This is a genomic window from Mycolicibacterium austroafricanum (assembly GCF_902705885.1).
Lineage (GTDB): Bacteria > Actinomycetota > Actinomycetes > Mycobacteriales > Mycobacteriaceae > Mycobacterium > Mycobacterium vanbaalenii_A.
In genome coordinates this window covers 141605-161287 of the sequence record NZ_CACSIP010000023.1, presented here as the reverse complement: position 1 = coordinate 161287, position 19683 = coordinate 141605, and the positions used below count along the sequence as shown (strand labels likewise).

The window sequence follows — 19683 nt, the reverse complement described above, 5'->3', positions numbered from 1 at the left end:
GGGTACCCGGTTCTGTAGTTGTTCTTGCCCGCCTCAGGTGGCGGCGACGTCGACCCCGAGGGGCGCGCTCTGCCGCACCGAATCGTCGCGGATCAGGCCGCGCAGCAGCGCGGTGCTGAACTCGACGGCGATCTCCTGTGCGGTGCGCCGGCCGTGCGGCCGCAGCCACCGATAGGAACCGAGGGTCATGCCGATGTATCCCAGGGCGAGCACGTGTGAGTCGCAGTCATAGAACTCGCCGCTGGCGATCCCGCGGTCGATCACGTCACGGACGTGCTCGTAGACCTGCGCTTCCTTCTCCCGGATGTACTCCACCTGCTCCTCGGTGAACCACTCGGTGATGTAGGGGCCCTCCTGGAAATACACCGCAGCGCGTTCGATGTTGCTCGCGATGCCGACGAGCAGGCGCCGGGTGAAGTGGTAGATGGTCTCCCGGGCCGACGCCGTCGGGTCGTCGTGCAGCGCGTCGACGGTGAAGTCCGCGGCGCCCTTGTAGATGTCGTAGAGGATCAGGGCCTTGCTGGCGTAGTAGTGGTACACCGTGGCCTTGTTCAGGCCGACCGCTTCTGCCACGTCGTCCATTCGGGTGCCGTGGTAGCCGCGCGCGGCGAACAACTTGGTGGCGACCGCCAACAACTCCTCGCGCCGCGACATCCCGTTGGTGGTGACAGCTTCAGACATGGCGACTCACTATAGGCAGGCCCCGGACCACTCCGGGGTCGACTAACTGGTTGGTGCAGTGTAGGCCGTTGCTATGTTGTCGCGGGCGCAGCCGGTCTAGACTCCAGCCAGACAACTGGGAGGTATCGCGGTGGACCCCAATCCCGATTACGACGCAAGCGACGAGTTGGAGTACGGCATCAACTGGTTCGCGTGGATCCTGCGCGGGGTGTACCCGCCACCCGCCTACCCGCCGGTCTGATCCACCCGGGCACTGCGCCTCGCCCGGTGCTCGAGCACCCACGTCCGGGTGCGACGGGCCACCTCGTCGACTTCGGATCGTCCCACCCGCATCGCCGATGACATCCGTTCCCTCACCTCGCTGCGCCAGTCCCGCTCGGGTACCGGTTCACGGTCGGGTGGCCATTCGATGCGTGGTTCGGCGACGACGACCACCGGCAGCAGCATCAGCGGCCGGGAATCTTCGCCGTAGCACTCGCCGCACTTGCGGCAACGCACCTCGTATCGCAAGGCGCCCCCGGCCCCTGTCTCGATGAAGACGTAGTCCGCCACCGACACGCATCGCGGGCATCGCGCGATCCCTCGTTCGACCACCTTGCTCATACCGACATCGTGGGGCTAGCGGGGCATATCGCGTTACCCGCCGGAGAATGTCGATGCCGGATCGGTGCCGTTTCGAGACCGGCACCGGTTCAGTCTTGACTGCCGTTACCATCCACCCCGATCCGTCACGTCCAGCGCGGCTCGCGTCGTACAGGCGTTACCGCGAGTCCGGCGAACTCTTACACTGACGTATTCCACCCGTCCAACGACGAGCTGTGTCGGGGCGCCCCCGTGCGTCCGACTGCACCGTGAGCGAAGCCTAGATCGGATCGATATCGATGATCATCGGGATACCGAAAGAGTCGCTGCCTGGCGAAACGCGTGTGGCCGCCACCCCGCAGACGGTCGGCCAACTCATCAAGCTCGGCTACGACGTCGTCGTAGAGGCCGGCGCGGGCAGTGCATCGAGCTTCTCCGACTCCGCGTTCACCGAGGCCGGCGCCGACGTCGGATCCACCGTGCAGGTGTTGGCGGCAGACGTGGTGCTGAAGGTCAACGCCCCGAACAGCGCAGAGATCGCGGCGGTCCGAGACGGCGCGACGGTGATCGGCCTGATCTCGCCGGCCCTGAAGCCGGAGCTCGTCGAGGAGCTGTCCTCACGCCCGATCACGGTGCTCGCGATGGACGCGGTACCGCGGATTTCCCGCGCGCAGTCGCTGGACGTGCTGTCGTCGATGGCCAACATCGCCGGCTACCGCGCCGTGGTCGAGGCGGCGCATCAGTTCGGCCGGTTCTTCACCGGACAGGTCACCGCGGCCGGGAAGGTGCCGCCGGCCAAGGTGCTGGTGGTCGGCGCAGGTGTGGCCGGTCTGGCCGCAATCGGCGCGGCAGGCAGTATGGGGGCGGTCGTGCGGGCCACCGACCCCCGGCCCGAGGTTGCCGATCAGGTCAAGTCGCTCGGCGGGGAGTACCTGCCCGTCGATCCTGCGGCCGCCGAGGCGTCGGCCACCGGCTACGCCAAGGAGATGGGCGACGACTACAAGGCTCGCGAAGCGGCGCTGTACGCCGAGCAGGCCAAGGATGTCGACATCATCATCACGACCGCGCTGATACCCGGCAAGCCCGCGCCGCGGATCATCACCGCCGACATGGTGGCCTCGATGAAGTCCGGCAGCGTCATCGTCGACATGGCGGCGGCCAACGGCGGCAACGTCGAGGGCACGGTCAAGGACCAGGCCGTCGTCACCGACAACGGAGTCACGATCATCGGCTACACCGATCTGGCCGGCCGACTACCCGCCACCGCATCGCAGCTGTACGGCACCAACCTGGTCAACCTGCTGAAACTGCTGACCCCCGAGAAGGACGGTCAGCTCACCCTGGATTTTGATGACGTGGTGCAGCGCTCGGTGACTGTGGTGCGCGACGGTGAGGTCACCTGGCCGCCTCCGCCTGTGCAGGTGTCGGCCGCTCCCGCTGCCGGTGGCGCCGTCGCCCAGGAAAGCCCGGAGGCGAAGCCGGCGAAGAAACCGATGACGACCGGGCGCCGCCTGGGAGTGGCCTTCACCGTCGCGGCGGCACTGTTCGCGCTGATCGCGCTCTCCCCGGCCGCGCTGCAGTTTCACCTGATGGTCTTCGCGCTGGCGATCGTCATCGGCTACTACGTCATCGGCAATGTGCATCACGCGCTGCACACCCCGCTGATGTCAGTGACCAACGCGATCTCCGGGATCATCGTCGTCGGCGCGCTGCTTCAGATCGGGCACGGCGACAACGTCATCACCGGGATCGCTTTCGTGGCGATCCTGCTCGCCAGCATCAACGTCTTCGGCGGCTTCGCGGTGACGCGCCGCATGTTGTCCATGTTCTCGAGGAGCTAGCTGACCATGTTAACGCTGGAAAACACCGCAACCGCGGCGTATGTTGTTGCGGCCCTGCTGTTCATCCTGGCACTGGCCGGGTTGTCCAAACACGAAACCTCCAAGGCCGGCAGCAGTTTCGGTATCGCCGGGATGGCCGTCGCGCTGATCGCGACGATCGCGCTGGCGCTCGCCCGCGACATCGAGCCCCTGGGTCTGGCGCTTCTGATCGTCGCCATGGTCATCGGCGCGGTGATCGGGTTGTGGCGGGCGAAGATCGTCGAGATGACGGGTATGCCCGAATTGATCGCGCTGCTGCACTCGTTCGTCGGACTCGCCGCGGTGCTGGTCGGCTGGAACGGCTACCTGCACGTCGAGGGTGATCCGGCCGGCGCGGAAGCCGTGGCACTCGCCCAGGAGGGCATGCTCGGCATCCACTCGGCCGAGGTGTTCATCGGCGTCTTCATCGGTGCGGTGACCTTCACCGGGTCCGTCGTAGCCAACCTCAAGCTCTCCGCCCGGATCAACTCCGCGCCGATGATGCTGCCCGGCAAGAACATTCTCAACGTCGGCGCGCTGCTCGCCTTCTTTGCGCTCACGGTCTGGTTCGTGATCGACCCCACGCTGTGGTTGCTCGCGGTGGTCACCGTGCTGGCCCTGCTGCTCGGCTGGCACCTGGTGGCCTCGATCGGCGGCGGCGACATGCCGGTCGTGGTGTCCATGCTCAACAGCTACTCCGGTTGGGCCGCAGCGGCATCCGGCTTCCTGCTGGGCAACGACCTGCTGATCATCACCGGCGCGCTGGTCGGATCCTCCGGTGCCTACCTGTCCTACATCATGTGCAAGGCGATGAACCGGTCCTTCATCTCGGTCATCGCCGGCGGCTTCGGGATAGAAAGCTCCGGTGGCGGGTCCGATGTGGACTACGGCGAGCACCGCGAGATCACCGCCGACGGGGTGGCCGAACTGCTCAGCACGGCCACCTCGGTGATCATCACCCCCGGCTACGGGATGGCCGTCGCGCAGGCCCAGTACGGCGTCGCCGACCTGACCCGCAAGCTGCGTGAGCGCGGCGTCGACGTCCGTTTCGGCATCCACCCCGTCGCCGGACGGTTGCCCGGCCACATGAACGTGCTTCTGGCCGAGGCCAAGGTGCCCTACGACATCGTCCTCGAGATGGACGAGATCAACGACGACTTCGACGGCACCAACGTCGTGCTGGTGATCGGCGCCAACGACACCGTCAACCCGGCGGCCTCCGAGGATCCCGGCAGCCCCATCGCGGGGATGCCGGTGCTCACGGTGTGGAACGCCGACAATGTCATCGTCTTCAAACGGTCGATGGCGTCGGGTTACGCCGGCGTGCAGAACCCGCTGTTCTTCCGGGAGAACACCCAGATGTTGTTCGGCGATGCCAAGGACCGCGTGGACGCGATCAACGCGGCGTTGTCGGTCACCGAGCACGTCTGATCGGCGGGCCCGTGCCACGCATCCACTTTTTGTAGCGAGTTACTCGCGCTTCGTGTGCAAAACGTGGATGCGTCAGCCCTGCGCTTCGAGGGTGACTCAGTCGTCGGATTCGGGCGGTGACGTGACCGTCACCTGGGTGCCGTAGCCGACGTCCGTCGAGATACGCATCGAGCCACCCATGGCATCGAAGCGTGCCAGCAGTGAGCCCAGCCCGATGTGCCCCTCCGCCAACGACTTCCCGACGATGGCCGGGTCGAACCCGCAGCCGTCGTCGCCGAGCGTCAGCACCACCCGATCCCCGAGGCGCCGCAGGTCGACCCGCACCCTGCTCGCGCCGGCGTGCTTTCCGACGTTGGTGAGCAGTTCGCGGACGGCCCGGTACATCAGCGATTGGCTCGCCGGCTTGCCGACCTCCTCGAGTTCGGCGATCACCTCGATGTCGTAGCGGGTCTGGAACTGCCGCAACAACTCCCGCACCCCGGCCGTCAGCCCCAGCTGCGCGAGCACCTGCGGGTGCAGCTGGGTCACCGTCGACCGCAGGCCGGTGGCGGTCTCCTGCAACGCGGCGTACACCATGTCCAGCGCCGGGTCCGGGTTGCGCTCGCGGGCCTCGTCGAGTTCCAGGCGGGCCGCCAGCAGGGTCTGCAGCGGGCCGTCGTGCAGATGCTCGGCGACCTCGCGATTGCGTTGCTCGTCGGACTGCATCGCCTCCGACACCAGCTGCAGTCGCATCTGTTGCAGTGCCCTGAGTCGTTCCGCGCGACGGGCCAACACGAAGCACAGCGCCGTCGTCGCCACCGCCAGCCACACCATGAAGCCGAAGTGGGTGTAGACCATGTTGGGCAGACCCATGCGGTCGTCGCGCTTGGAGTAGAAGATCCACACCGCGAGGTAACCGAATGCGGTGACGCCCCCGATGAGCGCCGTCAATGCCGGCCGGTCCTGGAACGCCACCGAGATCGGCAGCAGGAAGAACACCGGGAGCAGCGCCGCGGTCGCACCGCCGGAGACCATGCACAGCGAGACGATGACGGTGAGGTCGACGCCGGTCGAGACCCAGCCCGCCCAGCGGGGAACGGGGCTGCGCAGCACCGCGACCAGCCACACCGACGCCGCGACCGCGTAGCTGCCGAGGATCACCACGTAGAGCCCAGGCAGCCAGTGGTCGACCTCCCAGATCCACACCAGCGTCGCGATGAGGCCGATCAGCGGCAACCGCATCGCTGCCGCGACGCGAACGGGTTCGGCCGCAAGGAAATCGCGGTAATCGGCGAGTCGTCCCAGGAGGCCGGTCACGCTAGTCCAGCAGTTTGCGCCGCATCGCCTCGGCGACGGCAGCGGCCCGGTCGCTGACCCCGAGCTTCTCGTAGAGGCGCTGCACGTGGGTCTTGACCGTGGACGGGGCGAGGAACAGCTCCTTGGCCATCGCGGGAATGCTGCTGCCGCCGGCGATCAACACCAGCACCTCCCGCTCGCGGGGACTCAACACCGGCCCCTCGGGCTCGGCGCGCCGCCGGATCTCACCGGCGAGACCTGCGGCCAGACCGGGGGCGATGACGTCGCGGCCCTTCGCGCAGTCCAGCACCGCGGCGACCAGTTCCGAGCGAGTCGACTCCTTCGGCAGAAATCCCGCCGCACCCTCCTGCAGCGCCTTGTAGACGATCGCCGACTCGTCGTGCGCGGAGATCAGCAACACCCGGGTGGGCAACTGGTCTCGCTGCACCGCAGCCGCGACCTCGGCTCCGTCCAGACCCGGCATCCGGTAGTCCAGCAGGGCCACCTGCGGGTGGTGCTCGCGGATCGCGGCCAGGGCGGCCGTCCCGTCGTCGGCCTCGGCGACCACCTCGACCGACCCACTCGACTGCAACGCACGGACCACGCCTTCGCGGAACATCGGGTGGTCGTCGCCGACCACCACCCGCACCTTGTCGCCGGTCACCGTCCCCCCATGGCGATCAGCTTCGCACAGCGCCCGCGCGCTATCCCCCGATTGGAGGACGCCGGTTTCACCCGGTGCGTCCACCGGCAGGCGGACAGACGTGAGCCGCCCACCAGGGCATTCTTTGTACATCGCCGAAACAACCGGCGGACGAACCCGAAAAAGCAACCAGCACAGAGGAATGACAATGAAGACGATCACCCGTTACCTGGCCCTGCCCCTTCTCTCGGCGGGCATCATCGGTGGGGCGGCGCTCGGCCTGGCAGGCACGGCCGGCGCCGAGGTCAACACCACAACCACCAGCGGACACACCGCCATCGTGGCGACCCCGGACACCAAGGCAAACCCGCCGCAGTGGCCGACCTCGCACTACCGCCACGGCAACTACCACCACAACCCGTTCCTGGGCTGATCGCCGGCAGCCCTCGACAATGGCCCTCCTCGGATGACGATCCGGAGAGGGCCATTTTCACCGCGTGTCATATCGTGGCGGTCATGGATTTCGCGATGTCAGCCAAAGGCCAGGACTACCACGACCGGCTGACCTCCTTCATGACCGAGCACGTGTTCCCCGCCGAGGCATCGTACGAGGCTTACCGGCACGAGAAGGGTCCCGACGATCACACCGTGCCCCCGGTGGTCGAGGAGCTCAAGAAGCTCGCCAAGGAGCAGGGGCTGTGGAACCTGTTCCTGCCGTCGGAGTCGGGGCTGAGCAACCTGGAGTACGCGCCGCTGGCCGAACTGTCCGGGTGGAGCGGTGACATCGCGCCCGAGGTGCTCAACTGCGCGGCACCCGACACCGGCAACATGGAGACGCTGCACCTGTTCGCCAACGACGAGCAGCGCAAGCAGTGGCTGGAGCCGCTGCTTGCCGGTGAGATCCGCAGTGCCTTCGCGATGACGGAGCCCGCGGTGGCCTCCAGCGACGCCCGCAACATCCAGACCACCATGCTGCGCGACGGTGACGACTACGTGATCAACGGCCGCAAGTGGTGGATCACCGGGGTCGCCGACCCGCGCTGCACGATCATGATCGTGATGGGCCGCACCAACCCGGATGCGGCCAGCCATCAGCAGCAGTCGATGATCCTGGTGCCCGTCGACACCCCTGGCGTCACGATCGAGAGGTCGCTGCCGGTGTTCGGCTGGCAGGACCAGCACGGGCACTGCGAGATCTCGTTCGACAACGTGCGGGTGCCGGTGTCCAACCTGCTGGGTGAGGAGGGCGGTGGCTTCGCGATCGCCCAGGCGCGGCTGGGGCCGGGCCGCATCCACCACTGCATGCGGGCGATCGGCGTCGCCGAGCGGGCGCTGGCGTTGATGATCGACCGGGTGCAGAAGCGCATCGCGTTCGGCAAGCCGTTGGCCGAGCAGGGGATGGTGCAACAGCAGATCGCGTTGTCGCGCAACCAGATCGACCAGGCCCGGCTGCTCTGCCACAAGGCCGCATGGACCATCGATCAGCACGGCAACAAGAGCAGGGAAGCGCAGAAGCAGGTCGCCCAGATCAAGGCGATCGCGCCGCAGATGGCGTGCGACGTGATCGACCGCGCCATCCAGGTGCACGGCGGCGCCGGCGTCAGCGACGACTTCCCGCTGGCCCGGCTGTACGCGTGGCACCGCGCGATGCGGTTGTTCGACGGACCCGACGAGGTGCACATGCGGACCATCGCCCGGGCCGAACTCGGAGGGGAGAAGTCCGCGTTCGCGGCGGCGGTGAACCGCCAATCGGGCCCGGCGGTGAACCGCCAATCGGGCCCGGCGGTGAACCGCCAATCGGGCCCGGCGGTGACGAGCTAGTGGCCTCCGTCGGAACCGAACTGTCGGGGGCGTGGAACTTCCGCGACGTCTCCGAGCACGCCGGCATCGCGCCCGGCCGGTTCTTCCGCGCCAGTGAGTTGTCCAAGCTCGACGAGGCAGGCCGGGCCACACTGGCCGGTTTCGGCGTGACCGACGTCGCCGATCTGCGGACCCTGCGCGAACTCGAAAGGCACGGCGCCGGGCTGGTGCCTGCCGGGGTGGACATTCACCACCTGCCGTTCATCGAGACCACCGCGTCCGACGACGAGGCGCCGCACGAGCAGGCGTTCAAGCGGATGATGACCGAAAAGCCCGACGGCGAGTCCGTCCCCGCCGCCGCGGCGCGATACATGACCGAGGAGTACAGCCGCATCGCCGCCGCCCCGCTGGCGCGTCAAGCCGTGCACCGGGTGGTGACACTGCTCGGAACGGACCGGCGGGTACTGGCGCACTGCTTCGCCGGCAAGGACCGCACCGGGTTCACCATCGCCGTCGTCCTCGAGGCCGCCGGGGTCGACCGTGACGCGATCATGGCCGACTATCTGCGCAGCAACGTCGCCGTGCCGCAGTTGCGGGAGAGCATCCTGGCAACGATCCGCGCGCGGGCGGCGGAGATGCCCGAGGTGATGGAGCTGGCCGAGGCGCGGCTGACCGAGGCGGTGCTAGGGGTGCGCGAGGAATACCTAGACACTGCGCGCCGCACGCTGGACGACGAATTCGGTTCGTTGCGTGGCTATCTGGACGCATCCGGGCTCACTGACGAGGACGTCCGACGGCTGCGGGAAGCCCTGCGCGGCTAGCCCTCGCCCAGGGGGCAGTTGTTGCACGGCTCACTCGGGCTTTGTGTACAACATCGACACGCTCGGCGACTGGTTAGACCGTCAGGAACACCCCGACCACCCACGCGACCGTGGCCAGTAACGCTCCGGCCAGCTCCACCCCGATCGACAGCGCGACGCCCTTGACGGCATGCACGGTGGACGCCCACGCCCTGACCAGGTCGCGACGTATCGCCAACTCGGCGGCGAACACGCCGGCGACGAAGCCGATCAGCAGCCCGATGACAGGGATGACGAAGAACCCGACGAAACCGGCGATCGCGCCGACCACCAGCACCGACGTCCGGACCTCGGCCCGCCGCATCCGTTTGACCGGCCAGGTGTACTTGATGACCTCGGCCGCGGCGAACACGGCCGCCGCGATGCCGAACGTCACCCACGCCACCACGCCGCCCTCGACGAACGCCCACACGCCGATGGCGGCGATCACCAGGAACGCGCCGGGCAGGACGGGCAGGATGATGCCGGCCAGGCCGACGGCGATCGCCAGCGCGACGAGTACGAGGCCCCCGGTGCTCACGCCCGCGACACTACGGGGTCGCCGAGGTCACCGGGGCCTCCGCTCACGCCTTCTTGCCGCGCACCCACTGGATGGTGCCGACGTTCTTGGTCCGGACGCTGACCAGGCCGAGGCGCTCGAACGCATCACCGAGTTCGTCGTCGCCGAAGACGTGGGCACCCGCGTTCGGCAGGTAGCGCAGTGCGGCTGCCGCCGGCCCGGCGGTCGGCACCATGACGGCCATGCGCCGACCGGCCCGCAGCACCCGCACCATCTCCGCGACTGCCACCGACGGGTCCGGGATCAGCTGCAGCATCGCGATCGAGACCACCGCATCGAAGGATTCGTCGCGGAACGGCAAGCGCTGGGCATCGGCCCGCAGGAAGCCGACGTTCGGACCGCCCTCGGCGCGTACGGCGCGCGCCAGCATGGGCTCGGAGATGTCCACACCGAGCGCGAGCCCGCCGGGCCCGACCGCACGGCCGAGTGCCGAGGTGACGTTGCCGGGGCCGCTGCCGACGTCGAGGGCGGTGCCGCCGACCGGCAGGTTGAGCCATTCGGTGGGCTCCTGCCACGCCGTCATCAGGCGGCGGACGACGGTCTGGGCGTTGTCGTAGAACAGCGAGCCCAGCCGCGACGCCCACAGCGCCTGGATCGCCCCGGTGTTGCGGTCCCCGGTCTCGGCGGATCGTTCACCCAGCAGGTCGAGATACCCCCTGCTGACATCGGGATTCTGCGGCGGGTCGACGAGCAACTGCTCCGCCATCCGCAGGGCGGGGGACACGGTGGTGTTGGCACTCATACCGTCCACGGTACGCCGACGGCTCACGCGCCCAACTGGTCGGCGAGGTGGAGGAAATCGTCTGCCATGAAGTCGAATTCGGCGTCGTCGGGTTTGCGCAGCGTGCGCTCCGGGCCGTGCTCGGCCGGCCGGAAGACGAACGCCGTGCGCAACCCCGCGTCCGCGGCGGCGCGGAGGTCGCCGGGGTGTGCCGCGACCAGCATGAGCTCATCGGGTGCGACATCGAGAAGGGCCGCCGTGCCGAGGTAGGCCTCGCGGTCGGGCTTGTAGTGCCCGAAGATCTCCGCCGACAGCACACAATCCCACGGCAGCGCGGCGCGCTTGGCCATGTTCACCAGCAGCGAGACGTTGCCGTTCGAGAGCGTGGTGACGACGAACCGTTCCTTCAACCGGGTGAGGCCGGCCACGGCGTCGGGCCAAGGATCCAACCGGTGCCATGCGCGATTGAGGTCGTCGACGTCGTCGTCGCTGATCGCCGTGATCCCCGCGCCTAGGAGCAACTCGTCGAGGATACGGCGGTGCAGGTCGTCGATCCGCGTCCACGGAAGCTCGCCGCTACGCACCAGATCCATCGCGGGGGCATAGCCCGCGCGCCAGTCGTCGGCGAAGCACTGCCAGTCCGCTTCCACCCCGTGGTTACGGCCGAACTCCTCGAGCTCACCCACGATGCTGGTGCGCCAGTCCACGACCGTGCCGAACACGTCGAACGCTAGTGCACGGACCTGCATTAGGGCTCCAGTACCAGCTTGCCGTGCACCTTGCCGTCGGCCAGGTGCTGCAGCGCCTCGGCCCCTTCGGACAGCGGGAAGCGCACCGGCTCCGGGGGTCTCAACCCGGCTGCGACGAGCTCGGCCAATCCGGCGCCGACTTCGGCCTGCGCCCCGGGTGTGCGGTTGACGAACTCGCCCCACCCGACGCCCACGATGCTGACGTTACGCAGCAGCAGCCGGTTCACCTTCACCGTCGGGATGCCGCCTGCGGCGAATCCGATGACCAGCAGCCTGCCCTCAGTGGTCATCGCACGGACTGCGACATCAAAAGCCTGCCCGCCGACCGGGTCGACCACCAGGTCGACTCCCCGCCCGCCGGTGTGCTGCTTGACCGTATCCAGCCATCCGTCGGTCAGCGGCAGCACCACGTCGGCGCCGAGCGACTCGACGAACTCGACCGCCGACGGCCGGTGCACCATCGCGATGACCTTGGCGCCCAACGCCTTGGCGATCTGGACCGCCGCGGTTCCGACCCCTCCGCCGGACCCGAGCACCAGCACCGTCTCGCCGGGCAGCAGAGCGCCACGACGCTGCAGCGCGAAGTACATCGTGTAGTAGTTGCCCAGCAACGAAGCCGCGGAGGCGTCGTCGAGGTCACCGGGGGTCGGCACCACGGCGTCGGGGGCCACCGCCACCTGCTCGGCGTAGCCGCCCATCATCGTGAATGCCGACACCCGTTGACCGACTGTCAATCCCGACGCCGCGGGTGCTGACCGCACCACGCCGGCCACTTCCATCCCGGGGATGAACGGTGGCTCCAGGCGCAGCTGGTATTCGCCGCGCAGCAGCAACAGGTCCGGGAAGCAGACGCCCGCGGCGCCCACGTCGATGACAACCTTCTCAGGATCGTCAGCCGGGCGGTCCACGTCAACGTAGTTCAGCCCCGCCGGGCCCGACAGCTCCTGCGCTACAAGCGCTTTCACCCGAGGTCAGCCGAGGCTGAAGGTGGCCCGCTCGGCCGCCGACAGGTCGGTGATCTCGCCCCACTTGCCGGCGACGTCGTCCACCGAGGGCACGCTGGTGAAGGTGACGCCGTTGTTCTGGAACAGCGCGACCCGCTGCACCTTGCCGCCGCCGACAATGAACACCGATGCGGTCTCGGGCATTTCCTCGGTGCACATGTAGGCCACCACCGGGGCGACGTACTCCGGGGTCAGCTTCTCGAAGACCTCGGGCGGCAGGATGTCCTGCGTCATCCGGGTGGCCGCGATCGGCGCCACGGCGTTGGCCTTGATGTCGTACTTCGCGCCCTCCTGGGCCAGCGTGTTGATCATGCCGACCAGGCCGAGCTTGGCGGCACCGTAGTTGGCCTGCCCGAAGTTGCCGAACAACCCGCTGGTAGAGGTGGCGACGACGACGCGGCCGAAGCCGTTCTCGCGGAAGTGCGGCCAGGCCGCCCGGATCACGTTGTAGCCGCCGTAGAGGTGCACCTTGATGACGGAGTCCCAACTGCCGAACTCCATCTTGTGGAAGGTGCCGTCGCGCAGGATGCCCGCGTTGCTGACCACGCCGTCGACCTTGCCGAACTCGTCGACCGCGGTCTTGATGATGTTGGCTGCGGCCTCGGGTTCGGCGACGGAGTCATAGTTGGCCACGGCACGTCCGCCGGCGTCTCGGATCTCCTTGACCACCTCGTCGGCCATCGCCGATCCGGAGCCGGTGCCGTCCCGCGCCCCGCCGAGGTCGTTGACGACGACGCTGGCGCCCTCGCGGGCGAGCGTCAGGGCGTACTCCCGCCCGAGTCCGCCTCCGGCACCGGTGACGACGATGACGCGATCCTGCACTCCTGGCATGAGGTTCCTTCCTAGAAGAGTCGCCTAGCGAGTTTCCAAGCCTTCTCTGTATACGGCGGGTAGATGAAGGCGCCGACGTCGGGTCGGGTCGACTTCGTCATCACGGACTTGCGATGGCTGAACTCCTCGAAGCCGAACTTGCCGTGATAGGCGCCCATGCCGGACGGCCCGACGCCGCCGAACGGCAGCTTGTGGGTGGCGAAATGGAAGATCAGGTGGTTGATCACCATGCCGCCGGCGGGCACCTCCTTGATCACGCGCTCGCGTACCGACTTGGCTTTGGTGAACAGGTACGCGGCCAGCGGCTTGGGCCGGGAGTTGACGAAAGTGATTGCCTCGTCCAGGTTCTGGACCGTCATGATCGGCAGGATCGGGCCGAAGATCTCGTCGGTCATCAGCGGTTCACCCGGGTCCGGGTCGACCACCACGGTCGGCTGGATCTTCAGACCGGCGGCATCCGAGCCGCCGCCGACCGCGACCGTGCCCTTGGTGGCTGCCAGTGCGGTGGTTAGCCGGTCGAAGTGGCGTTCGTTGACAATGCGCTTGCCACCGGCGTTCTCGCCTTCGAAGGTCTCGACGGCTTCCCTGATCTTGTCGACCAGCCTGTCGCGGATGGGCGCCTCGGCGAGGACGTAGTCCGGCGCGATGCAGATCTGACCGGAGTTGATCAGCTTGGTCCACGCGATGCGCTTGGCCGCCACATCGACGTCGGCGTCGGCGGACACGATCACCGGGCTCTTGCCGCCCAGTTCCAGGGTCACCGGCGTCAGATGCGGTGCCGCGCCCTCGTAGACCCTTCGGCCGACCTCGGTGCCGCCGGTGAAAAGGAGGTGGTCGAAGCCCTGCGCGATCAGCGCCTGACTGACCGCACCGTCACCTTCGACGACGGCGATGGCGTCGTTGTCGAGGTAACGCGGCACCAGCTCGGCCATCAGCGCGGATGACGCCGGCGCCACCTCGGACGGCTTGAGCACCACCGTGTTGCCCGCAGCGATGGCGCCGACTGCCGGACCGAGGGTGAGGGCGAACGGGAAGTTCCACGCGCCGATGATCAGTACGGTGCCGTAGGGCTCGTATTCGACCCAGCCCCGGCCGGGCAGCTGCGACAACTCCAGCAGGCGGTGGCGGCGCTTCATCCACTTGCCGACGTTCTTCGCGGCGGCCTTGGCCTCCCCGGCGGTGCTGGCGACGTCGGCGAGCCACGCCTCGAACGGGGACCTGCCGAGGTCTTTGTCGAGCGCGTCGGCGATCGCGGCCTCGTTCTCGGTCATCAGCCGTTCGAGGCCACGCAGCTGCTGCTTGCGCCATTCGACGCTGCGGGTGCGGCCGGTGGCGAATGTCTGCCGGAGACGGCGGACGATGGCGGGGATGTCCGGGGTGTCGCTGGAATTGTCCACCTGAGCTGGGACAACGGATTCTGTGGTCATGATGAGGTCTCCTTCGGTGACCGTGGAGTACCCGAATCGTAACCAACCGGCCGGTTGGTGAACAGCCACCCGTTCGGCCCCCTCAGGGGTCCCGAAAGAGGTCAGACCCGCTCGCCGGTGACGAAGGTGGAAAACGACTGCCCGTCCGCGTCGGCGATCTCGACGAACCGGCCCAGGCGGCGCATCTCGTCCTGGGAGTCGACCGTGGCGGACCGCCAGCCGTGCGCGCGCAGCCACACCGCGACATCGGCGCGGTCGGGATCCTCGTAGGTGAGCTCGGTGATGTCCATCGGCTCCACGTCGAACTTCGCGGTCAGCGCGGTGAACCGCTCCCGCATCCGCTCGCGGCGGTCCTCGGCGTGGATCCCCATGGACTCGGCGGCCACCCGGCTTCCGGCCGCGGAGAGCTCGGTGATCTGGGTGAACAGCCGATCCTGGGCGTCGGCGGGCAGATACATCAGCAACCCCTCGGCCAGCCACGCGGTGGGTTCGGCGGTGTCGAAGCCCGCCTCGACCAGCGCGCTCGGCCAGTCCTGCCGCAGATCGACCGCGACCTCACGGCGGTCCGCGGTCGGGCCCACGTGGTGCAACGCCAGTGTGGCGGCCTTGTACTCGAGCACCTTGGGCTGGTCGATCTCGAAGACCGTGGTGCCGGCGGGCCACGGCAGCCGGAACGCCCGGGAGTCCAGACCGGAGGCCAGGATGACGACCTGACGGATACCGGCGTCGGCGGCGGCGGTGAAGAAGGCGTCGAAGAAATGGGTGCGCACCGCCTGGTAGTTGCCCATGTGCTCGAACATCGCCGCGATCTCGCTGTCGGCCTCGGCGACCTTGGAGACGAACTCGTCGTCGAGCATGTACTCCCACGCGCCGGTACCGGCGTCTGCCACCAGGATCTTGGCGTACGGATCGCGGATCAGCGGCTCGGGCCGGTCGGTCTCCGCGGCGCGGGCGGCGGCCACCATCACGGCGGTCGCGCCGACGCTGGATGCGATGTCCCAGGTGTCGTTGTCGGTGCGCAGTGAACTCATGGCGGGCTCCATCCCCTCGCGGTTACTTCGCAAGTCTAACTAAAAGTTGGCGGGATGCGCTCACCGCAGGGACATGCACAGGAGATCCACAGCCGGAGCGGGCCGGTCAGCCGCCGAGCTGCCAGAGCTTGTTGGCCAACAGCAGCTCGAGTTTGTGCACGACGGCGCCGAGTTCGGCGCGGTCACCCACGAACCCGGCGTAGAAGCCCATCCCCCACACGACCGCCACCAGCATCTCCACCAGGTGTCCGACGTCGGTGTCGGTGCTGAGCTCACTGCGTGCGATGGCGTCGTTGACCGCCCAGGACACGAATGCCCGCGAGTTCTTCAACGGGTCGTGCTCGTCGCTGCTGAGCTCCGGGTGACGCTGGGACTCCAGCACGGACGTGACGAGAAACGCCGCCGCGGAGCGATCCTCGGCTTCGGCCTGAGTCGCCACCGACAGGAACGTTGCCAACCGGTCGATCAGGGCGGTCTGTTCACGAGCCCTGGCGATGCCCACGCTAACAATCGAGCGGTTCGTCTGCTCGACCACCTCGGCCCACAGCACGCGTTTGCTGGAAAAATAGTGATTGATGGCGGGACGGGTCAGATCCGCGCGGATCGCGATCGCCTGAAACGTCGCCGCGTCGTAGCCGAGCTCGCTGAATACCCCGCGAGCAGCGTGCACAATGCGCTCCCGCGTTTCAGCGGCCTTCGCTGCGGGAGGACGACCTGGACCTCTACTCGCCGTGTACGGCACGGTCAAATTGTGCCACAAGTCACCTGACAGGTCGTCATGCGATGCCGTTCCAGGTGCCGGGGCCGAATTTCAGCAAACCGAATGCCGGCCGTCCGCGGTGCCGGGCCGCGAATTTGTCGTCCACGACGCCGGATCGCCCGCCGCAGTCGAACTAGGGTTTCGGACATGGGGGTCGTCTCTTCACGAGAGTCGTACTTTGATGCCGGGCTCGATGTCCTGTCCGACCTCGGCTACGGGGGCCTGAAGCTGGCCGAGGTCTGTCAGCGTCTCGGCGTCACATCCGGCTCGTTCTACCACCACTTTCCCAGCTGGCCGGTCTACACCAGGGCGCTGGTGGACCACTGGCGTGAGGGCATGACGGTCAAGGTGGTGCTGGCGAGCCGGACCGAAGCCGACCCCCGACAGCGGATCGCGAGCCTGATGGAAGCCGGCCTGGCGTTGCCGCACGGCGCGGAGGCGGCCATCCGGGTGTGGAGCTCCATCGACCCCGGGGTGCGTTCGGTGCAGGCCGAGGTGGACCGTCAGCGCTTCGAGGCCGTCTACGAGTCGACGCTGGAGATCCTGCACGACGAACGTCAGGCCGAGCTCTTCGCGGCGTGGGCGATATACCTGTTGGTCGGCTACGAGCAGGCAATACTCCCACCGGACACCGACGGCCTGGCCTGGATCATCGCCCAGCTGCTGCAGGCGCTCGACTCCGGTCGCTTCAGCTCGGTGCCCGACGATGACTGAGACCGGCGACGACGACCGCGGCGCCCACCCGGACGTCACGACCCGACCGGACGACACCACCGACGGCACACCGGAGGTGCCGGTCGAGCACGTCGTGGCGATGCTGCGGGAGCGCCTCTACGGCGCCATCTCGTGCCTGGCGACGCTCGCGGTGCTCACCCACTACACCGGCGAGGACACCAGCGCCTGGGACCGGATGATCGACGTGGCGGTCGCGATGGGCGGGCTGTGGGCGGCGAGCCTGCTCGCCGATTTCGTCGCCCATCTCAGCGTGCACGAGCGGGCTCCACGCAGGGTGGAGCTGTGGCGGATGCTGCAGGCCTCCGGCCAGATTCTGGAGGCCAGCCTGCTTCCGCTGCTGGCCTTGGCGGTGGCCGGCTTCGGGGTGCTCGACACCGACACAGCCATGTGGATCGCGAAGTGGATCCTGGTTGTCGAGCTCGGCCTGATCGCGTTGCTGGCGGTCCGCAGGACGCAGCTGCCGTGGTGGCAGCAAATTCTGACGGTTGTCTTACTCGCCGGGGTCGGCGTGCTGGTCATCGGCATCAAGGTGCTCGCCCACTGATGGTCATCGCTGCCGACGGCCTGCGGCACCGCATCACGCGGCGCGTCCAACGGCGCGACCCGGAAAACGACGCGTTGCGGCGCGCAGTGCGGGCCGCGCTGGTCGTCCCGATGGCGGGGGCACTGAGTTTCGCTGTCGCCGGGGGCAACGCGCAGACGCCGCTGTTCACCATCTTCGGGTCGGTTGCGCTGCTGGTGTTCTCCGACTTCCCGGGTAACCGGCAGAACCGTGCCGTCGCCTACGCCGGGTTGGCGCTCAACGGCTTCGTGATGATCACGCTGGGCACGCTGGTCGCGCCGCTTCCGGTTCCGGCGGTGCTGCTGATGTTCGTCCTCGGGGTCGCGGTGACGTTCTCGGGGGTGCTCAGCGAGACGATCGCCGCGGGTCAGCGCGCCACGCTGTTGACGTTCGTCCTGCCGGCGTGCACGCCCCCGGCACCGGTCGAGGACCGACTCCTGGGGTGGACCATCGCGTTGGCGGTGTGTGTACCTGCCGCTCTGTTCGTGCTGCCGCCCCGCCACCACGGCGAACTGCGCCGGCACGCCGCCCGGGCTTGCCGCGCCCTGGCCGACAGGCTGGACGGACGCGCGTCCGCCGACGACGTGACCGGGGCGATGGACGCGCTGCGCGCCAACTTCCTCGGCGCCGATTTCCGGCCGGTCGGGCTGACCGCGGGCAGCCGGGCACTGGTGCGGGTGGTCGACGACCTCGAGTGGGTCGCCGACCGCGCCGGGCAACAGGCCGGTGCGGCACTGGCCGACATGAAGGACCCCGCGGTGCGGGTGCTGCGGGATGCGGCCGCGGTGCTGCGCATCACCCGGGTGGCGCGACGGGACGCCGCCCGCGCCGACCTGGAGTTGGCCCTGGTCGCGTTGCGCACCGCCGCGCGCGGGCGGTATCGCGAAGACCTCGCCGCGATCCTCGGCGCCCCCGACGATGCGCATGCGGTGGTCCTGGGACGAGAGCTGCTGCGGCGACGCACCATCGCGGCCACCATCGGCGCGACCGGCCGCATCATCGCCGCCGCGGCGGCCGCCGACGCACGACCGGTCTGGGCCCGGGCGTTCGGCCTGCGGCTGCCCGAGACGGGGGCCTCGGACCGGTTGCTGCCCGAGACCGTTGTCGCCGCGCAGATCACGTCCGGGTTCGTCGCCAACCGCGCGGTAGCGTTCCGCAACAGCCTGCGCACCGGCCTCGGGCTGGCGCTGGCGGTGGCTGTCACCCATCTGTTCCCCGTCGAACACGGCTTCTGGGTCGTTCTCGGTGCGCTGTCGGTGCTGCGCAGCAGCGCGCTGACCACCGGCACCCGGGTGTGGCGGGCGGTGATCGGCACCGGTATCGGCTTCCTGCTCGGCGCTGTGCTGATCTCACTGGTCGGGGTGGATCCGGCGGTGCTGTGGCTGCTGCTGCCGATGGCCGTCTTCGGTTCGGCCTACGTCCCCGAGATCGCCTCGTTCACCGCCGGACAGGCAGCGTTCACGATGATGGTGCTGATCATCTTCAACCTCGTCGTCCCGACCGGCTGGCAGGTCGGGCTGATCCGGGTGGAGGACGTCGTGATCGGTGCGCTGGTCGGGGTGTTCGCCTCGTTGTTGCTGTGGCCACGAGGAGCGACCGCATCGGTCACCCGCGCGATCGACTCAGCGCGGGTGATCTTCGCCCGGTATCTGCAAGCCGCGGTACTGCGGATCACCCGCGGGGCGTTCGAGGAACGCACCGACGAGGTGGCGACGCTGAGCTACAACGCACTGGCCGCCTCCCGGGTGATCGATGATGCTGTGCGCCAGTATCTTTCGGAGAGCAGCGGCGAGACCGACTTCCGGGCGCCGATCGTGCGGTCGTTCAACCGGGCGATTCGGCTGCGCTCGGCGGCCGATCTGATCGCCGACATCCCCACACCGCCGCCGCTGTCGGCGTATCCGAAAGTGCGTGTGGTGTTGGAGTTCCACGCCGAGGCGATCTGCCAACGGCTGGCGGGGCGGTTCGACCAGGACCGGTCGTGGGTGCCGATCGCCGACGACTTCGTGCTGGCACTGCGCTCCGAAGCACGCGAGGACGACCTCGGCGTATCGGCGGCCCTGCCGTTGCTGACCGTCGCCGCACTGCTCGGCGAGTTGGAGCTGGTCTGGCCGCTGCAGGACCCCTGACTTCGCCGGAACGGTATTCCAGCAGGCGTTCTCTCGATTTTCCG

General features: G+C 68.3%; 20 protein-coding genes and 1 pseudogene. 9 read left to right on the top strand and 12 right to left on the bottom strand.

Going from position 1 to position 19683, the window contains the following annotated elements; all coding sequences use genetic code 11:
* Positions 1 to 33 precede the first annotated feature (33 nt).
* Entirely contained in the window at positions 34 to 681 is a 648-nt protein-coding gene (locus BEMPMBAN_RS16325) for a TetR/AcrR family transcriptional regulator (RefSeq protein ID WP_159231827.1), read from the bottom strand.
* 133 nt (positions 682 to 814) lie between these two features.
* Here BEMPMBAN_RS16325 and BEMPMBAN_RS16320 point away from each other — a divergent pair.
* A pseudogene (locus BEMPMBAN_RS16320) lies at positions 815 to 922 on the top strand (CAP domain-containing protein); the annotation flags it as partial.
* Here the strand turns inward: BEMPMBAN_RS16320 and BEMPMBAN_RS16315 are convergent.
* A complete protein-coding gene (locus BEMPMBAN_RS16315; RefSeq protein WP_159231825.1) occupies positions 907 to 1284 on the bottom strand; it encodes a hypothetical protein in 378 nt (125 codons plus the stop codon). The pseudogene BEMPMBAN_RS16320 and the gene BEMPMBAN_RS16315 overlap by 16 nt on opposite strands.
* Before the next feature lie 278 nt (positions 1285 to 1562).
* On the opposite strand from BEMPMBAN_RS16315, the gene BEMPMBAN_RS16310 reads away from it, so the two are divergent.
* Positions 1563 to 3104, top strand: a complete 1542-nt coding sequence (locus BEMPMBAN_RS16310; protein ID WP_159231822.1) for a Re/Si-specific NAD(P)(+) transhydrogenase subunit alpha — start codon at positions 1563 to 1565, stop codon at positions 3102 to 3104.
* 6 nt (positions 3105 to 3110) lie between these two features.
* Positions 3111 to 4553: a Re/Si-specific NAD(P)(+) transhydrogenase subunit beta gene (pntB, locus tag BEMPMBAN_RS16305; protein WP_159231821.1), complete on the top strand. Its 1443-nt coding sequence runs from the start codon at positions 3111 to 3113 to the stop codon at positions 4551 to 4553.
* Positions 4554 to 4649: 96 nt separating this feature from the next.
* On the opposite strand, the gene BEMPMBAN_RS16300 is transcribed toward pntB, so the two are convergent.
* Positions 4650 to 5774, bottom strand: a complete 1125-nt coding sequence (locus BEMPMBAN_RS16300; RefSeq protein ID WP_200846010.1) for a sensor histidine kinase — start codon at positions 5772 to 5774, stop codon at positions 4650 to 4652.
* Positions 5775 to 5850: 76 nt separating this feature from the next.
* Positions 5851 to 6492, bottom strand: a complete 642-nt coding sequence (locus tag BEMPMBAN_RS16295) for a response regulator (protein WP_272952240.1) — start codon at positions 6490 to 6492, stop codon at positions 5851 to 5853.
* Between the two features lie 187 nt (positions 6493 to 6679).
* Between BEMPMBAN_RS16295 and BEMPMBAN_RS16290 the strand changes: the two genes are divergently transcribed.
* From BEMPMBAN_RS16290 to BEMPMBAN_RS16280, 3 genes are all read left to right on the top strand, one after another.
* Positions 6680 to 6904 (top strand): hypothetical protein, encoded by a 225-nt coding sequence (locus BEMPMBAN_RS16290; RefSeq protein WP_159231815.1) that lies wholly within the window; start codon positions 6680 to 6682, stop codon positions 6902 to 6904.
* A gap of 83 nt (positions 6905 to 6987) precedes the next feature.
* Positions 6988 to 8292, top strand: a complete 1305-nt coding sequence (locus BEMPMBAN_RS16285; protein WP_159231813.1) for an acyl-CoA dehydrogenase family protein — start codon at positions 6988 to 6990, stop codon at positions 8290 to 8292.
* Positions 8292 to 9092 (top strand): tyrosine-protein phosphatase, encoded by an 801-nt coding sequence (locus tag BEMPMBAN_RS16280; protein ID WP_159231811.1) that lies wholly within the window; start codon positions 8292 to 8294, stop codon positions 9090 to 9092. Before BEMPMBAN_RS16285 ends, BEMPMBAN_RS16280 begins: the two co-directional genes overlap by 1 nt.
* Before the next feature lie 73 nt (positions 9093 to 9165).
* Here the strand turns inward: BEMPMBAN_RS16280 and BEMPMBAN_RS16275 are convergent, their stop codons facing one another.
* The 8 genes from BEMPMBAN_RS16275 to BEMPMBAN_RS16240 all read right to left on the bottom strand — a co-directional run bounded on the left by BEMPMBAN_RS16275 (position 9166) and on the right by BEMPMBAN_RS16240 (position 16195).
* Entirely contained in the window at positions 9166 to 9651 is a 486-nt protein-coding gene (locus tag BEMPMBAN_RS16275) for a DUF456 domain-containing protein (RefSeq protein ID WP_159231809.1), read from the bottom strand.
* A gap of 43 nt (positions 9652 to 9694) precedes the next feature.
* Positions 9695 to 10432 (bottom strand): methyltransferase domain-containing protein, encoded by a 738-nt coding sequence (locus BEMPMBAN_RS16270; protein ID WP_200846002.1) that lies wholly within the window; start codon positions 10430 to 10432, stop codon positions 9695 to 9697.
* A gap of 23 nt (positions 10433 to 10455) precedes the next feature.
* Positions 10456 to 11160 (bottom strand): haloacid dehalogenase type II, encoded by a 705-nt coding sequence (locus BEMPMBAN_RS16265; RefSeq protein ID WP_159231807.1) that lies wholly within the window; start codon positions 11158 to 11160, stop codon positions 10456 to 10458.
* The gene (locus BEMPMBAN_RS16260) at positions 11160 to 12125 is read right to left on the bottom strand and encodes an NADPH:quinone oxidoreductase family protein (RefSeq protein ID WP_159231805.1); all 966 of its coding nucleotides are present in this window, start codon (positions 12123 to 12125) and stop codon (positions 11160 to 11162) included. Before BEMPMBAN_RS16260 ends, BEMPMBAN_RS16265 begins: the two co-directional genes overlap by 1 nt.
* A gap of 6 nt (positions 12126 to 12131) precedes the next feature.
* Positions 12132 to 12995 carry an SDR family oxidoreductase gene (locus BEMPMBAN_RS16255; protein WP_159231803.1) on the bottom strand — a complete coding sequence of 288 codons (864 nt, stop codon included), beginning with the start codon at positions 12993 to 12995 and terminating at the stop codon, positions 12132 to 12134.
* An 11-nt stretch (positions 12996 to 13006) separates the two neighbouring features.
* Positions 13007 to 14422 carry an aldehyde dehydrogenase family protein gene (locus tag BEMPMBAN_RS16250; protein WP_159231801.1) on the bottom strand — a complete coding sequence of 472 codons (1416 nt, stop codon included), beginning with the start codon at positions 14420 to 14422 and terminating at the stop codon, positions 13007 to 13009.
* Positions 14423 to 14523: 101 nt separating this feature from the next.
* Positions 14524 to 15453, bottom strand: coding sequence for an SAM-dependent methyltransferase (locus BEMPMBAN_RS16245; protein WP_159231799.1), 930 nt, complete (start codon positions 15451 to 15453; stop codon positions 14524 to 14526).
* Between the two features lie 106 nt (positions 15454 to 15559).
* Complete coding sequence (locus BEMPMBAN_RS16240; RefSeq protein WP_200846001.1) at positions 15560 to 16195, bottom strand: TetR/AcrR family transcriptional regulator; 636 nt, start codon at positions 16193 to 16195, stop codon at positions 15560 to 15562.
* A 165-nt stretch (positions 16196 to 16360) separates the two neighbouring features.
* Here BEMPMBAN_RS16240 and BEMPMBAN_RS16235 point away from each other — a divergent pair, with 165 nt between their 5' ends.
* The 3 genes from BEMPMBAN_RS16235 (at position 16361) to BEMPMBAN_RS16225 (ending at position 19639) form a co-directional block, all read left to right on the top strand.
* The gene (locus BEMPMBAN_RS16235) at positions 16361 to 16927 is read left to right on the top strand and encodes a TetR/AcrR family transcriptional regulator (protein ID WP_159231795.1); all 567 of its coding nucleotides are present in this window, start codon (positions 16361 to 16363) and stop codon (positions 16925 to 16927) included.
* A gap of 100 nt (positions 16928 to 17027) precedes the next feature.
* Positions 17028 to 17492: a hypothetical protein gene (locus BEMPMBAN_RS16230; protein ID WP_234897523.1), complete on the top strand. Its 465-nt coding sequence runs from the start codon at positions 17028 to 17030 to the stop codon at positions 17490 to 17492.
* Positions 17492 to 19639, top strand: coding sequence for an FUSC family protein (locus BEMPMBAN_RS16225; protein ID WP_159231793.1), 2148 nt, complete (start codon positions 17492 to 17494; stop codon positions 19637 to 19639). The genes BEMPMBAN_RS16230 and BEMPMBAN_RS16225 overlap by 1 nt, the downstream gene beginning before the upstream one ends.
* Positions 19640 to 19683 lie beyond the last annotated feature (44 nt).

Excerpts from the sequence above, each read along its gene's own strand:
- BEMPMBAN_RS16325 (WP_159231827.1), bottom strand. The coding sequence starts at position 681 with ATGTCTGAAGCTGTCACCACCAACGGGATGTCGCGGCGCGAGGAGTTG.
- BEMPMBAN_RS16315 (WP_159231825.1), bottom strand. The coding sequence starts at position 1,284 with ATGAGCAAGGTGGTCGAACGAGGGATCGCGCGATGCCCGCGATGCGTG.
- BEMPMBAN_RS16310 (WP_159231822.1), top strand. The coding sequence starts at position 1,563 with ATGATCATCGGGATACCGAAAGAGTCGCTGCCTGGCGAAACGCGTGTG.
- pntB (WP_159231821.1), top strand. The coding sequence starts at position 3,111 with ATGTTAACGCTGGAAAACACCGCAACCGCGGCGTATGTTGTTGCGGCC.
- BEMPMBAN_RS16300 (WP_200846010.1), bottom strand. The coding sequence starts at position 5,774 with ATGCGGTTGCCGCTGATCGGCCTCATCGCGACGCTGGTGTGGATCTGG.
- BEMPMBAN_RS16290 (WP_159231815.1), top strand. The coding sequence starts at position 6,680 with ATGAAGACGATCACCCGTTACCTGGCCCTGCCCCTTCTCTCGGCGGGC.
- BEMPMBAN_RS16285 (WP_159231813.1), top strand. The coding sequence starts at position 6,988 with ATGGATTTCGCGATGTCAGCCAAAGGCCAGGACTACCACGACCGGCTG.
- BEMPMBAN_RS16270 (WP_200846002.1), bottom strand. The coding sequence starts at position 10,432 with ATGAGTGCCAACACCACCGTGTCCCCCGCCCTGCGGATGGCGGAGCAG.
- BEMPMBAN_RS16265 (WP_159231807.1), bottom strand. The coding sequence starts at position 11,160 with ATGCAGGTCCGTGCACTAGCGTTCGACGTGTTCGGCACGGTCGTGGAC.
- BEMPMBAN_RS16255 (WP_159231803.1), bottom strand. The coding sequence starts at position 12,995 with ATGCCAGGAGTGCAGGATCGCGTCATCGTCGTCACCGGTGCCGGAGGC.
- BEMPMBAN_RS16250 (WP_159231801.1), bottom strand. The coding sequence starts at position 14,422 with ATGACCACAGAATCCGTTGTCCCAGCTCAGGTGGACAATTCCAGCGAC.
- BEMPMBAN_RS16245 (WP_159231799.1), bottom strand. The coding sequence starts at position 15,453 with ATGAGTTCACTGCGCACCGACAACGACACCTGGGACATCGCATCCAGC.
- BEMPMBAN_RS16235 (WP_159231795.1), top strand. The coding sequence starts at position 16,361 with ATGGGGGTCGTCTCTTCACGAGAGTCGTACTTTGATGCCGGGCTCGAT.
- BEMPMBAN_RS16230 (WP_234897523.1), top strand. The coding sequence starts at position 17,028 with ATGCTGCGGGAGCGCCTCTACGGCGCCATCTCGTGCCTGGCGACGCTC.
- BEMPMBAN_RS16225 (WP_159231793.1), top strand. The coding sequence starts at position 17,492 with ATGGTCATCGCTGCCGACGGCCTGCGGCACCGCATCACGCGGCGCGTC.